We start from the raw sequence: 13,402 nt of genomic DNA, 5'->3' as shown, positions 1-13,402 counted from the left end.
GCTAATAACTAGCCGCTAATAACAATTAGGGTTTCAGTGCATACTCTGCGGCGGCTTTGGCATGGATAGCTGTGGTATCGAAGACCGGCACACTGGCATCTTGTGCATTCACCAGCAGGGTAATCTCAGTGCAGCCAAAGATAATGCCTTGCACACCTTGTTGCTCTAATTTTCCTATAATTCGGCGATACTCTTGGCGGGAGATATCATTGATAACCCCTAGACACAGCTCTTCATAAATAATGCGGTTAATGACTTCACGGTCAGCACTGTCTGGCGTAATAACCTCGATATCATGTTTTTCAGTTAAGCGGCCACGATAGAAATCTTGCTCCATGGTATAGCGGGTACCAATAAGCCTATTTTATTGATCCCTTGCTGCTTAATTTGTGCGGCTGTGGCATCAGCAATATGTAATAACGGCAACCCACTGGCGGCTTCAATATCATCGGCCACTTTGTGCATGGTATTTGTGCATACCACTACCACCTCAGCTCCCGCGAGTTTTAATGATACGGCAGCATCAGACAGCACTTTTGCCGCGCTCTGCCAGTCACCTTTAACTTGCAGCTGTTCAATTTCATGAAAATCAACACTGTAGAGAATAATTTTGGCGCTGTGCAACCCGCCTAATTGCTCTTTAACCTGCTGATTAATCATCCGGTAATAAGGAATGGTCGATTCCCAACTCATCCCACCAATAAGGCCCAAAATCTTCATCGTTATATTCCTGTCAGCATCGGTTGTGAGCGATCGGAAAATCTATTCACTCTTATACCATTAACGGGTTTGATTGGCGCTTATAGGAATATTACTAGTAAACAGGCGATCACTATGGCTACCGCGACAATCACCAGTGACGGTTTTTGCAGTAAGTTTTGTACTGATTGCGGTAATGCGACAATCATTGGGTTAATCAGTGGCTGTAGGATTTTTTGGTCTTCGGCTAAATTTTGTGCCGCATTGGCCCGGTCTAATCGGGCGGAAAATAGCACATTGATAATATCGTTCAGCTGCGCTTGTGTCAGTGGCGTCGAGGGGCTGGCCTGAAAGCGGTTCTGGCTATAATCGAGCAATAACTGCTGCTCTTGCGCAGTGGCGGGCTGTTTTAGCGCGGTTTGCAGATTAACCAGTGTCGGCGCAGTTTGCTGGCTAAGAGCCACTTTAGTCTGCAAAAACTGACTGAGGATCTGGAAATGGCGCGCTGGTAGCGGGTCACTACTTTTCACCCCCACCATATCAAATAGCGCTTGCCATATTTTTGCCGGCTGTTCGCCGGTGACGGCACTGAGTTTTGCCACCAGCGATTGAATATTTTGCTGTTCTGCCGGTAATAGTGGCCGGTCAGTTATGGTGGTCAGCTGTGGCTGCGGAATATTTAGCGTGCCGGATTGCAGCAGCACTAATACTTGCTGTAATTCGAAATGGCTTAACTGGCTTAATACTGTGTGACCAAAATTCTGGCGAATAAAGTCGCTCACCGCCTGTCGATTATTACCCTGCGGCAGCAGTTCAGTCAGTTGTTGGCGTAACTGGTGATTGGCGTGATTTTCCTGTGTCTGCAATAGGCGAGTTTGCAGTAGTTGTTCCGCTGGCTGGAAGTGGCGAGCGAGCAAATCACTGGTGCTGCTAAGGGATAAATCGTGACGCAGGGCGGCCCAGATCTCGGCTGACTTAATCGGGCTGAGAGCCATAATCCGCACAATCAGTTTTTCCAGTGTGGTGCGTTGAGCAGGAGTCAGTGCCTGATCGTCCACTTGGCCCTGATGGGTCATCTTGGTCGGTGCGACATTGCGATCACTGGCAAGGGGGGCACCTGGGCCGTTCAAAGGTTGCATATAACCGGTCCTTCGCTGTGGAGACGATACGATGGAAAATAGTGGGATTAGCCAGCGATAGGGCGGGCCGCCGACATGATACCTGTAAATGTGTCGCCTACATTACATTTTTTAAGTAAATGCCTTGGTCATTAATTGTAATGTTGAGTGATAGTTTAGGTTCAGACATTGATAATCTTGATTATGCCGCTAAGATGAGCGCTCATCCTGTATGGGACTGACTCAATAATTTTTGAGATGAATCGCCCGGATAATGGTTAAACAAGGATAATGGTTAAAAGACAACGCGCTGCTAAGTGGTTCCTCTGTCTGGCTTGCCTGGTCATACTGGTCTGTATGACGCAACGCATTGCCAGCCTGCACGCGTTGGAAAAAACTCTCCTCCCTAGCTCGTCATCACAGACCCTTGCCGACACCAATGAAGCCCCCACACCTTGCGAGCTAAGTGCCAAATCTCTCTTGGCCTCACCGCCGGTACTGTTCGAGTTAGCCATTTTCTCTTTGGGTCTGTTACTGCTGCTGTTGATGCCGACCGCACCGACCCGCATGAGATTCCCGCCGCCCAGAGTTATCTCACCCAGTGATTTGAGGGTGCATCTGCGATTATGCATTTTCCGAGAATAGAGACGTTTTTGGCGTCATGACGGCAACCCAGTTGTTGCTGTGATTAATCTATTTTTGGAGAAAAACAGTGCTCAATTTAAGCAAGACAGCCCTGTTCTGTCTGTTGCTGCTATGGATGCCCACCCTTTGGGCGGCAGACAGCGGCTGGCTGGTCAGTCCACAAAATGACCACGCAAAAGTTCGGCTACGTGCCGAACCATCAACGGGCGGTGAAACCCGCATGTTACTTGCCGTTCAACTGCAAGATGGCTGGAAAACCTACTGGCGCTCGCCAGGAGAGGGGGGGATTGCGCCCACCATTGCATGGGATCTGCCGCTTGATGCAGTAAAATGGCACTGGCCAGTACCACAACGTTTTGATGTTTCTGGGATTTCAACTCAGGGATATCATCAGCAGGTGATGCTGCCGATCGTCATTTCCGGGCCGCTGCCCAAGAGAGTGAGCGGAACATTAACCCTATCGACCTGTAGCAATGTCTGCATTTTGACCGACTATCCATTTAGCCTCGATCTCTCCTCACCGATAAGCGCTGAAAACCAGCAGCAATTTATGCACGATTTTGCCCAGGCGATGGGGCAAGTGCCGATTGCTAATGCCTTGACCAAACAGATTCAGGTGGGCTATGGCAACGGCGAAGTGCAGATTCTGGCGCTGCGTGAGGAGGGGTGGCAGCAGCCCGCGTTGTTCTTCGATTCGCTGGATGATGTGGATCTCGGCAAACCCATCGTTAGCGTGCAAGGTAACCAACTGTCGGTGCGGGTTGCAGCCACGGATGGTTGGGGGGAAGGGACGGCGGATCTGCGCGGCAAGCCGCTGACCATGGTGATTAGCGATGCTGGCTTGGCGCAAGAAACCACGCTGAACATTGGGTCGGCACTCAGATTACCTGCGTCATCCACCACCTTTTGGTCGTGGATATTCATGGCGCTGGCGGGCGGATTGATTCTGAATCTGATGCCCTGCGTGCTGCCGGTATTGGCGATGAAACTGGGTTCGATCCTGCAAACAGAGCAGCAAACTCGCCGTCAGGTGCGTTGGCAGTTTTTGGCCTCTGCGGCGGGGATCATCAGCTCATTTTGGTTGCTGGCACTGCTAATGACCGCCTTACGTTTAGGCAATCACGCCCTGGGTTGGGGGATTCAGTTCCAGAGTCCGTGGTTTATCGGTTTTATGGTGCTGGTCACCGCGCTTTTTACCGCCAATCTGCTCGGCCTGTTCGACATCCAGCTCTCCTCGTCACTGAACAGCCGTATTGCTGCTCCGTGCATTGAGAAATCAGGCGTCCGTGGCATGGCGGGGCACTTTGGGCAGGGCGCACTGGCGACCCTGCTGGCAACCCCTTGTTCCGCGCCATTTCTCGGCACGGCAGTGGCGTTTGCCCTGGCGGCCCCGCTACCTGCGCTGTGGGGAATATTTACCGCGCTCGGGGTCGGTATGAGCTTGCCGTGGCTGGCGGTGGCCGCGTGGCCAACATTAGCTCTTTGCCTACCGCGCCCCGGCCGCTGGATGATCCATCTGCGCATTGCCATGGGGGTGCTGATGCTAGCCTCCAGTCTGTGGTTACTCACTCTGATGATCAGCCATATTGGCCTGCTAGCGGTGATTATCACGGCTGGCGTGCTGCTACTGGCGCTGTTACTCGCCATTGGCTGGCGCTATGGCGCCCGTGTTGCCATCATCGTCAGCTTAATCAGTGTGCTGATCATAGGTGCCCTACTGCTGGCCGGTTCACTGACGGCTAACCTGTGGCGTCAGCCGCTCCATGACAACATCCCATGGCAGCCGTTAACAGAATCCGCCATTAAACAGGCACTGCGCGAGCATAAACGGGTGTTTGTCGACGTCACTGCTGATTGGTGTGTGACCTGCAAGGTCAACAAGATACATGTGCTGATGCGCGATGATGTGCAGCAGGCGCTGCAAGCGCCGGACGTGGTGGCGCTACGGGGTGACTGGACACGGCCCTCGGCTGCTATCACCCAATTTTTGCGCGAGCGCGGCACTGTGGCTATCCCATTCAATCAGATTTATGGGCCGCAGCAACCGCAAGGGGTAGTGCTCTCCCCGCTGCTGGATCGTGATGTTTTGTTGAAAGTTTTGGCCGATGCCAAAGGAGATAAAGAGTGAAAATTTTGATGATTTTGTTACTAGCGCTGATCGCCACGCCACTCTGGGCGGCAGAACCCTTCACACCCGCACAAGAGCTGCGGATCAAAGCGTTAATCCGCGAAACCCTGGTAGCGAACCCGGATATTCTGGAACAATCAGTCAATGCCTGGCAGCAGCAGGCCAATCAGGCGCAGGGGCAGCAGTTGAGTCAGTTTATCGCCGCCAATCAGCAAGCCCTATACCTAGACCCCGCTAGCCCACGGTTCGGTGCGGCAAAACCCGCACTGACCTTGGTGTCATTTACCGATTACAACTGCCCATTCTGCAAAACCTTTGATCCACTGCTGGAAAAAATAGTGCAGGAGTATCCGCAACTGGCGGTGGTGATAAAGCCTCTACCATTTAAAGGGGAAAGCTCAGTGACCAGCGCCCGACTGGCGTTGACTCTCTGGCAGCAGCACCCGGATCAATTTATGGCATTTCATCAACGCCTGATGACGAAAAAAGGGCTCCATGATGCCAATAGCATTGCCGCGGCGCAGAAAAAAACCGGTGTCACGCCAGTGGAACCGAGTGAGCAAAGTCTGAATGTGCTGCGCAGTAATCTAAAATTGGCCGATCAACTGGGCATTCAGGGCACCCCCGCCACTCTAATTGGCGACCAACTGGTGCCGGGCGCTATCTCCTATCAACAGCTGGAGGAGATAGTGAAACAGCAACTGGCATCGGTGGATAAATGAGCCGCTTAAAGCGCTGGAGCAAAGAACTGGCGGTTTTAGTGCTGCTGGTGGCGGTGGTTTCGCTGGGAATGGATTGGCTGCGCAGCCCGCAGGCACCGTCTGATTGGTCAGATACGCCTTTGCAAACGCTCACCGGGGAAACGGTCTCTTTACAGGCGATGAGCCAAAACAAACCGCTGCTGATCTATTTCTGGGCGACATGGTGCGGGGTGTGCAAATTCACCAGCCCCAGTGTCAATCAGTTGGCGCAGGAGGGCGAGAATGTGTTGACCGTAGCATTGCGCTCCGGAGATGCCCCGCAGCTTGAGCGCTGGCTGAGCAAAAAAGGCTATCAATTACCAGTGGTTAACGACTCATCCGGCCAGCTATCAGCCCAATGGCAAGTCAGTGTGACGCCGACGCTGGTGATCCTCTATCAGGGCAAGATGGTGCAGCACACCAGCGGCTGGAGCAGTTATTGGGGGATGAAGCTGCGCCTGTGGCTGGCGGCATTCTGATATAACATTTTTCTATGCTATCGCCCGGTGCATTCATGCCGGGCTTTTTTTGGGCTTTATTGTGCGCTTTTTCTGCGCAGCGGCTTGCGCAGGCGCTGAGCCAGTATGACACCCGCGAGGGTAATGCCGCCGCCAATCAGGTGGTAGCTGTGCAATTGCTCATGAAGGAGAGTTACGGCAATAATGGCGGTAAATACGGGCGTCAGATTCATAAATATTGACGCGGTGTTTGCACCAAGGCGCATAACACCCTGAATCCATAAATAGGGCGCAATAATGGAGGCGGGAATGCCGGCAAATAGCACCAGCGGGATATTTTGCGCGGTTAATTGGACATCCGCTGCCAGCAGGAAATTAGGGATTAATAGCAGGACACCAAAGGCTATCTGCATATAAAGGGATTGCCAATTTGGTAACTGAATGGCCCAGCGCTTGGTTAACACCCCATAGAGGGCATAGGATGCCGATGCGCCTAACATCATCAATTCACCTTTGCCGATGCCATGTTGCAGCAATTGTGCGGGGTTGCCCGCACTGACTAGCCACACCAATCCCCCCAATGACAACAGGCTACCCAGCGCGATGCCCACTGTCGGGGCCACACGTAGCAACACAATACTAATCAGCACCGTCAGCAGCGGAATCAATGAACTGAGTATTCCCATAAACAGGGCGCTAACGCTGTGGGCCGCGTAATAGGCCAGACTTTGGTACAGCACCATGCCCAGTAACCCCAAAATCATCAGCTTCCACCAATAGACGCGTATCGCTGACCAGTTACGGATCACACCCAACAGCAAAAATGGGGTTAATGTCAGTAGCGCTAACACCCAGCGGTAGAGAGAGATTGCGGCGGGATCAATGGCGGTTGCCGATACTTTGCTGACCACGGCATTGATTGACCAAATAATCACCGCGAACAGGGGGAATAACACATTCATGCTAATAATTCTCATCCATACACTTATGCGGTGCAGTTTACCGCTGTCTGGTTTATTCTATATAACGATAATCAGACAATAATTGGGGTAATCAGGACAATTTAAGCCGCAGGAATGGGGCTTGCCGGAGCCAATGCATCATGACAGAACCCTCTTTTCCCGTGGTGGCCGCCATCGAGCCGCAGAGTTTGTCCTTCCGCTGTGAGAGATATCATGCCAATACTGAATTCCTGCCGCATACCCACACCTACGGGCAATTAATCTGTGTAAAATCAGGGGTGTTGGCGATGAGTATTGGCGGTCAACGCTTTTTAGCACCGCCTGAATTCAGTGTCTGGGTTCCCGCCGGGGTCGAGCACTCCAGCTTTAACCGCAAATCACTACATTTTCGTGCCATTGATATTGCCCTCGATCTCTGTGATGGCTTACCCGATTCCGCCTGTTTGATGAATATCAGCCCAATTGTTAGCGCCATTATGGAGGATTGCTTCTCTCGCGGCTTATTGATGCCGGAAAGTGAGCAAGATAGGCGATTAGCCCACGTATTTATTGATCAGCTCAGGGTGTCACCGGTGCAGCGCACCTATCTGCCCACTTCGCAAGATAAACTATTGTCGCCAATCCTGGCCGCACTGGAGCGCTGCCCTGCGGATAACACCTCGCTGGCACTCTGGGCCAGGCGGGTCTATACCACTGAGCGGACATTATCGCGCCGTTGTCAGCAAGAGCTGGGAATGGCATTTAGCGAATGGCGGCAGCGACTGCGGTTTCTCCATGCTATCTCATTGTTAGAACAGGGAAAAACCGTACAAAATGTGGCGCTGGATGTAGGCTACAGCTCGGCATCTGCGTTTATTGCGATGTTTCAGCAAGTGGCAGGGACGACACCAGAGCGTTTTCGCCGCGCAAATCCCCGTCGTCCTTGAAACCACAGGGGTGTTAGCTGCGCGCACTTACCCGAATCACTTACTGATGTAAGCTCATCGGGATGCGTTTGCTGGCTGCCTACCTGTGGCTCCAATGACTTTGGGGATTCCTGTGCTCTTGAAACCACAGGGGTGTTAGCTGCGTTCACTTACCCGAATCACTTACTGATGTAAGCTCATCGGGATGCGCTTGCTGGCTGCCTACCTGTGGCTCCAATGACTTTGGGGATTCCTGTGCTCTTGAAACCACAGGGGTGTTAGCTGCGCGCACTTACCCGAATCACTTACTGATGTAAGCTCATCGGGATGCGTTTGCTGGCTGCCTACCTGTGGCTCCAATGACTTTGGGGATTCCTGTGCTCTTGAAACCACAGGGGTGTTAGCTGCGCGCACTTACCCGAATCACTTACTGATGTAAGCTCATCTGGACGCGTTTACTGGCTGCCTACCTGTGGCTCTGCGTTTTTTGGGTATATACTAAGCCCCTGTTTTTCATCTGTAGGGCAGTGAGCTGCCGGAGAATAACGTGAAGATTCTGGTTGATGAGAATATGCCATACGCGGAGGATCTATTTCGGCGTTTAGGCGATGTGCAGTCGGTGCCGGGGCGGCCAATCCCCCGTGAAGCGCTGGCTGACGCCGATGCGCTGATGGTGCGCTCGGTCACCAAAGTTAATGAGGCACTGCTGCAAGGCACCTCAATTGGTTTTGTGGGCACGGCGACTGCCGGTACTGACCATGTCGATGACAACTGGCTGCGGCAGCAGGGGATTGGCTTCTCCGCCGCTCCGGGTTGTAACGCGATAGCGGTAGTTGAATATGTTTTCTCCGCACTGATGATGATGGCCGAACGTGATGGCTTCCAGTTGCGCGATAAAACGGTCGGTATCGTTGGGGTAGGGAATGTGGGATCACGACTGAATGCTCGCCTGCAAGCCCTTGGTGTGCGCACACTGCTCTGTGATCCACCCCGCGCAGATCGTGGCGATAACGACACTTTTTGGCCGCTGGAAAAACTGGTGCGCGAAGCGGATGTCCTCACCTTTCATACGCCACTGAATAAAACCGGTGCTTATCAAAGCCTGCATATGGCGAATGATGAGCTACTGGCGGCCCTGCCGGATGGTCGTATCCTGATCAATGCTTGCCGTGGTGCGGTGGTGGATAACGCGGCACTGCTCCGCGCGCTGGAAAAAGGCAAAAAACTCAGTGTGGTATTGGATGTGTGGGAGCCGGAACCGGAGCTGTCGTTACCGCTGCTGGCCCTTGTCGATATTGGCACACCACACATCGCCGGATACACCTTGGAGGGTAAAGCGCGCGGCACTACGCAAGTGTTCGAAGCTTTCAGTCAGCATCTGGGGCAGCCACAATCGGTAGCGCTAGCCACCTTATTGCCAGCGCCAGAGTTCAGCCACTTACAGCTCAATGGTGAGCTGGATGAAGGCAAATTAAAACGATTGATGCACTTAGTGTATGATGTGCGCCGCGACGATGCGCCGCTACGCCGTGTTGCTGGCCTGCCGGGGGAGTTTGATCGCCTGCGTAAGCACTATCAGGAGCGACGCGAATGGTCATCACTTTGTGTGCAGTGTGATGATGCGGCCAGTGCCGAGCTGTTGCAGAAATTAGGTTTTATGACTCAGCTATTGTAACCCGATAACGCGATTTGAAAGGTGAGGATGGGGAAAAGAGTAAAGCGTCCGCGCCAGGGATGGCTTTTTTTTCAAAGGACAGACGGCGTCTTTACGATCTGCCTATTCTCACCGCTGTAAGAGCTGGGTCATCAACCTCAAGAGGGTATTTTACCGTCTCTTTGTATTTGTATAAATCCTTGTATTTTAATGAACGTTAGTGGAGAAAACCAACATGTCTGACGGCTGGAATATTGCTCTGTTAGGAGCGACGGGCGCAGTAGGTGAAGCTTTGCTGGAGCTGCTCCATGAGCGCCAGTTCCCGGTTGGTGAGTTGTATCCGCTGGCCAGCGAGCGCAGTGCTGGGGCTACCGTGCGCTTTAACGGCAAAAGTATACTGGTTGAAAATGTTGCTGAATTTGACTGGTCACAGGCGCAGTTGGCTTTCTTTGTCGCCGGCCCTGAAGCCTCGCAGCAATATGCGGAAGAGGCGGGTAACGCCGGTTGTCTGGTTATCGACAGCAGTGGTCTGTTCTCAATGGAGCATGATGTGCCGCTGGTGGTGCCGAGTGTCAATCCTCAAGTGCTGGCGGATTACCGCAATCGCAATATTGTTGCGGTGGCCGATAGCATGACCAGCCAGTTGTTGACGGCTATCAAGCCGCTGACAGAACAAGCGGGTTTGTCCCGCCTGCATGTCACGGCGCTCATTTCTGCCTCAGCCCACGGTAAAGTCGCGGTGGACGATCTCGCCGGACAAAGTGCTAAGCTGCTCAACGGCATCCCTGCTGAACCGGGCTTCTTTGCCAAACAGCTAGCATTTAATGTCTTGCCGCTGATGGCGGATGAAGAGGGCAGTGTACGCGAAGAGCGCCGCTTGGTAGATCAGGTGCGCAAAGTGCTACAAGACGACGGTTTGCCTATCTCGGTGACTTGCATTCAGTCGCCAGTATTCTATGGCCAGGCGCAGGTGGTGCATCTGGAAGCGCTGCGCCCGATCTCCTCGGATGAAGCCCGTAGCGAGCTGGAGAGCTGCGAAGATATCCAATTATCTGAAGAAGATGATTACCCCACACAGGTCAGTGATGCATCGGGCAGTGATATCCTGAGCATAGGTTGTGTGCGCAATGACTATGGTATTCCCGAGGTATTACAGTTCTGGTCGGTGGCCGACAACATTCGTTTTGGTGGCGCATTAATGGCGATTGAAACGGCGGAGCGCCTGTTGCAGGAGCAACTTTACTGATGTCCGAACTTGAGTTGGCTCAGCAAAAAACAGTTGCACAGCAAGAGGGCGCAGTGGCAGAAACGGCCAGTTTGAAGATTGCGCTGGGTATCGAATATAACGGCAGCCGCTATTTCGGCTGGCAACGTCAGCAAGAGGTCACCAGCGTGCAAGCTTGCCTGGAGGCGGCACTCTCGAAAGTTGCTAATGCGCCTATTGGCGTATTTTGTGCAGGGCGGACGGATGCGGGGGTGCACGCGACCGGGCAGGTGGTGCATTTTGTCACCACGGCAGTGCGCAAAGATGCCGCCTGGACGATGGGGGTCAATAGCCATCTGCCGGGCGATATTGCAGTGCGCTGGGTAAAAACGGTTGATGAAGATTTCCATGCCCGTTTCAGTGCCACGGCCCGCCGCTACCGCTATATTATTTTTAACCATCGCTATCGCCCGGCGGTATTGGCGCAAGGGGTGACCCATTGCCATCAGCCACTGGATGCCGAAAGAATGGAGCAGGCTGCGCAGTGTCTACTTGGCGAGAATGATTTTACCTCGTTCCGCGCCGTGCAGTGCCAGTCGCGCACACCATGGCGAAATGTAAAACATATCAAAGTTACCCGACACGGCGCGTATATCGTGGTAGATATCAAGGCCAATGCCTTTGTGCATCATATGGTGCGCAATATTGTCGGCAGCCTGATCGAAATTGGTTGCGGTAATCAGGATGTGACCTGGATGGCCGAGTTGCTGGCGCTAAAAGACCGAACTCGCGCGGCGGCAACCGCGAAAGCGGAAGGGCTATATTTGGTCTCTGTTGACTATCCTGAGCGCTTTGGTTTACCCGCAGCGCCGATGGGGCCGCTTTTTTTGGCAGATGATTGATTAGGATAAAATGATGGGTGTTTGGCTGAACACTGACCTTAAGCTAAGGAATACTTAAGGAAGTTCAGCTAGTCTCAATCAAAGTTTAAGCTTGCTCACCACTCGAGAGTATTTATGGAATTTATACGTTTCGTTATTGATTTTATTTTGCATATTGATGTTCATCTGGCTGAGTTGGTGGCGCAGTATGGGGTCTGGGTTTATGGCATTTTATTCCTGATTTTATTCTGTGAAACCGGTCTGGTGGTGACGCCATTCCTGCCTGGCGACTCTTTGCTCTTTGTCGCCGGCGCGCTGGCATCATTGCCATCCAATGATATCAATGTGCATATCATGGTGGCCCTGATGGTGACGGCGGCTATTTTGGGGGATGCTATCAACTACACCATCGGCCGAGTGTTCGGTGAAAAGCTCTTTAGCAACCCGGATTCCAAAATTTTTCGCCGCAGTTATCTGGATAAAACCCATCAGTTTTACGAGAAACATGGTGGAAAAGCGATCATTCTGGCGCGATTTGTGCCCATTATTCGCACTTTTGCACCGTTCGTTGCCGGAATGGGGAAAATGTCCTATCGTCACTTTGCGGCCTATAACGTGATTGGGGCGTTGGTATGGGTGCTGTTATTCACCTATGCTGGTTACCTGTTTGGTAATGTGCCTATCGTACAGAACAATCTGAAATTGCTGATTGTCGCCATTATTGTGGTGTCAATTTTGCCCGGTGTATTTGAGATTTGGCGGCATCGGCGCGCGGCGGCACGTCAAAAAAATCAGTAAAAACGTTACCTAAGCCAAGGGTTCGACCAGTTTTTTATCTACACTGTCGAGCCAATATGGTTTAATGAGTGACATTTATGGTCTGTTCCTGCGGACAACCCGAATTTCTGTGCCTTAGCCACGCTGTGCTGGCGTGTATCTCAGGCATTTTTTATTGGGGCGTTTTCAGGGAGATGGTTAAAGCATGAACAGCGGACTGGCAACGGCCAGGTTCAAACAGAAAGGTCATCGATGAGCTGGATTGAACGAATTCTTAACAAAAGTAATATCACACAAACCCGTAAAGCGAGTATTCCTGAAGGGGTGTGGACGAAATGTGACAGTTGCGGTCAGGTACTTTACCGTGCCGAGCTAGAGCGCAATCTGGAAGTTTGTCCTAAGTGTGATCACCATATGCGTATGTCAGCCCGTGCACGGTTACATATGCTGCTGGATGCAGGTAGTGAAGTTGAATTGGGTAGCGAGCTGGAGCCGAAGGACATCCTGAAATTCAAGGATTCCAAAAAGTATAAAGATCGTATTTCGGCCGCTCAAAAAGAGACTGGCGAGAAAGATGCTTTGGTTGCCATGAAAGGAACCTTGCAGGGCATGCCTGTTGTTGCCGCCGCATTTGAGTTTGCCTTTATGGGCGGTTCAATGGCGTCAGTAGTGGGGGCGCGTTTCGTCCGCGCCGTAGAGCAGGCACTGGAAGATAATTGCCCGCTGGTGTGCTTCTCCTCCAGTGGCGGTGCCCGTATGCAGGAAGCATTGATGTCACTGATGCAGATGGCAAAAACCAGTGCGGCGCTGGCTAAAATGCAAGAGCGCGGTTTGCCCTACATTTCAGTGCTGACAGACCCTACCATGGGGGGCGTTTCCGCCAGTCTGGCGATGCTCGGTGATATCAATATCGGTGAGCCTAAAGCCCTGATCGGTTTTGCCGGCCCACGGGTTATCGAGCAAACCGTACGAGAGAAACTGCCGCCGGGCTTCCAGCGCAGTGAATTCTTGATTGAAAAAGGCGCTATTGACATGATCGTGCGCCGTCCGGTTATGCGTCAGACGATTGCCAGCATCTTGTCTAAATTGACTCATCAGCCACAGCCAAACGTGGTTGACGCCAAAGATAGTAGTGCTGCGACGGATACTCAGGCAGAAGCTTGATTCTCCCAACGGGCATCACCCTGATAAGGTGGTGCCCGGTTATTGTGAATAAAGGTCAGTGACGGGA

The 13,402-nt window shown here is 52.4% G+C and carries 12 protein-coding genes and 1 pseudogene; 10 read left to right on the top strand and 3 right to left on the bottom strand.

Annotated elements, in window-relative coordinates; genetic code table 11:
- Nucleotides 1-25 precede the first annotated feature (25 nt).
- Both HRK25_RS19155 and flk read right to left on the bottom strand, forming a co-directional pair.
- A pseudogene (locus tag HRK25_RS19155) lies at nt 26-720 on the bottom strand (aspartate/glutamate racemase family protein).
- A gap of 80 nt (nt 721-800) precedes the next feature.
- Nucleotides 801-1,838: a flagella biosynthesis regulator Flk gene (gene flk, locus HRK25_RS19150; protein ID WP_005278929.1), complete on the bottom strand. Its 1,038-nt coding sequence runs from the start codon at nt 1,836-1,838 to the stop codon at nt 801-803.
- Nucleotides 1,839-2,108: 270 nt separating this feature from the next.
- Between flk and HRK25_RS19145 the strand changes: the two genes are divergently transcribed.
- From HRK25_RS19145 to HRK25_RS19130, 4 genes are all read left to right on the top strand, one after another.
- Nucleotides 2,109-2,462: a hypothetical protein gene (locus HRK25_RS19145; RefSeq protein WP_032898875.1), complete on the top strand. Its 354-nt coding sequence runs from the start codon at nt 2,109-2,111 to the stop codon at nt 2,460-2,462.
- A 67-nt stretch (nt 2,463-2,529) separates the two neighbouring features.
- Nucleotides 2,530-4,590, top strand: coding sequence for a protein-disulfide reductase DsbD family protein (locus HRK25_RS19140; protein ID WP_005278932.1), 2,061 nt, complete (start codon nt 2,530-2,532; stop codon nt 4,588-4,590).
- 8 nt (nt 4,591-4,598) lie between these two features.
- A complete protein-coding gene (locus HRK25_RS19135) occupies nt 4,599-5,312 on the top strand; it encodes a DsbA family protein (protein ID WP_005278934.1) in 714 nt (237 codons plus the stop codon).
- Nucleotides 5,309-5,809 carry a protein disulfide oxidoreductase gene (locus tag HRK25_RS19130; RefSeq protein ID WP_032898879.1) on the top strand — a complete coding sequence of 167 codons (501 nt, stop codon included), beginning with the start codon at nt 5,309-5,311 and terminating at the stop codon, nt 5,807-5,809. Before HRK25_RS19135 ends, HRK25_RS19130 begins: the two co-directional genes overlap by 4 nt.
- A 56-nt stretch (nt 5,810-5,865) precedes the next feature.
- Here the strand turns inward: HRK25_RS19130 and HRK25_RS19125 are convergent, their stop codons facing one another.
- The gene (locus tag HRK25_RS19125; RefSeq protein WP_005278937.1) at nt 5,866-6,750 is read right to left on the bottom strand and encodes a DMT family transporter; all 885 of its coding nucleotides are present in this window, start codon (nt 6,748-6,750) and stop codon (nt 5,866-5,868) included.
- Between the two features lie 140 nt (nt 6,751-6,890).
- On the opposite strand from HRK25_RS19125, the gene HRK25_RS19120 reads away from it, so the two are divergent.
- The 6 genes from HRK25_RS19120 to accD all read left to right on the top strand — a co-directional run bounded on the left by HRK25_RS19120 (nt 6,891) and on the right by accD (nt 13,335).
- Nucleotides 6,891-7,676 carry an AraC family transcriptional regulator gene (locus HRK25_RS19120; protein ID WP_049600981.1) on the top strand — a complete coding sequence of 262 codons (786 nt, stop codon included), beginning with the start codon at nt 6,891-6,893 and terminating at the stop codon, nt 7,674-7,676.
- A gap of 526 nt (nt 7,677-8,202) precedes the next feature.
- The gene (gene pdxB, locus HRK25_RS19115; protein WP_005276711.1) at nt 8,203-9,330 is read left to right on the top strand and encodes a 4-phosphoerythronate dehydrogenase PdxB; all 1,128 of its coding nucleotides are present in this window, start codon (nt 8,203-8,205) and stop codon (nt 9,328-9,330) included.
- Nucleotides 9,331-9,544: 214 nt separating this feature from the next.
- On the top strand, nt 9,545-10,555 hold the full coding sequence (locus HRK25_RS19110) for an aspartate-semialdehyde dehydrogenase (protein WP_032898390.1): 1,011 nt from the start codon (nt 9,545-9,547) through the stop codon (nt 10,553-10,555).
- Nucleotides 10,555-11,415, top strand: coding sequence for a tRNA pseudouridine(38-40) synthase TruA (gene truA / locus HRK25_RS19105; RefSeq protein WP_074007331.1), 861 nt, complete (start codon nt 10,555-10,557; stop codon nt 11,413-11,415). The genes HRK25_RS19110 and truA overlap by 1 nt, the downstream gene beginning before the upstream one ends.
- 114 nt (nt 11,416-11,529) lie before the next feature.
- Complete coding sequence (locus tag HRK25_RS19100; protein WP_005276713.1) at nt 11,530-12,192, top strand: DedA family protein; 663 nt, start codon at nt 11,530-11,532, stop codon at nt 12,190-12,192.
- A 231-nt stretch (nt 12,193-12,423) separates the two neighbouring features.
- Entirely contained in the window at nt 12,424-13,335 is a 912-nt protein-coding gene (gene accD / locus HRK25_RS19095; RefSeq protein WP_005276714.1) for an acetyl-CoA carboxylase, carboxyltransferase subunit beta, read from the top strand.
- Nucleotides 13,336-13,402 lie beyond the last annotated feature (67 nt).

Source organism: Yersinia bercovieri ATCC 43970 (assembly GCF_013282745.1).
Lineage (GTDB): Bacteria > Pseudomonadota > Gammaproteobacteria > Enterobacterales > Enterobacteriaceae > Yersinia > Yersinia bercovieri.
This window is presented reverse-complemented; position numbering and strand designations above follow the sequence as displayed.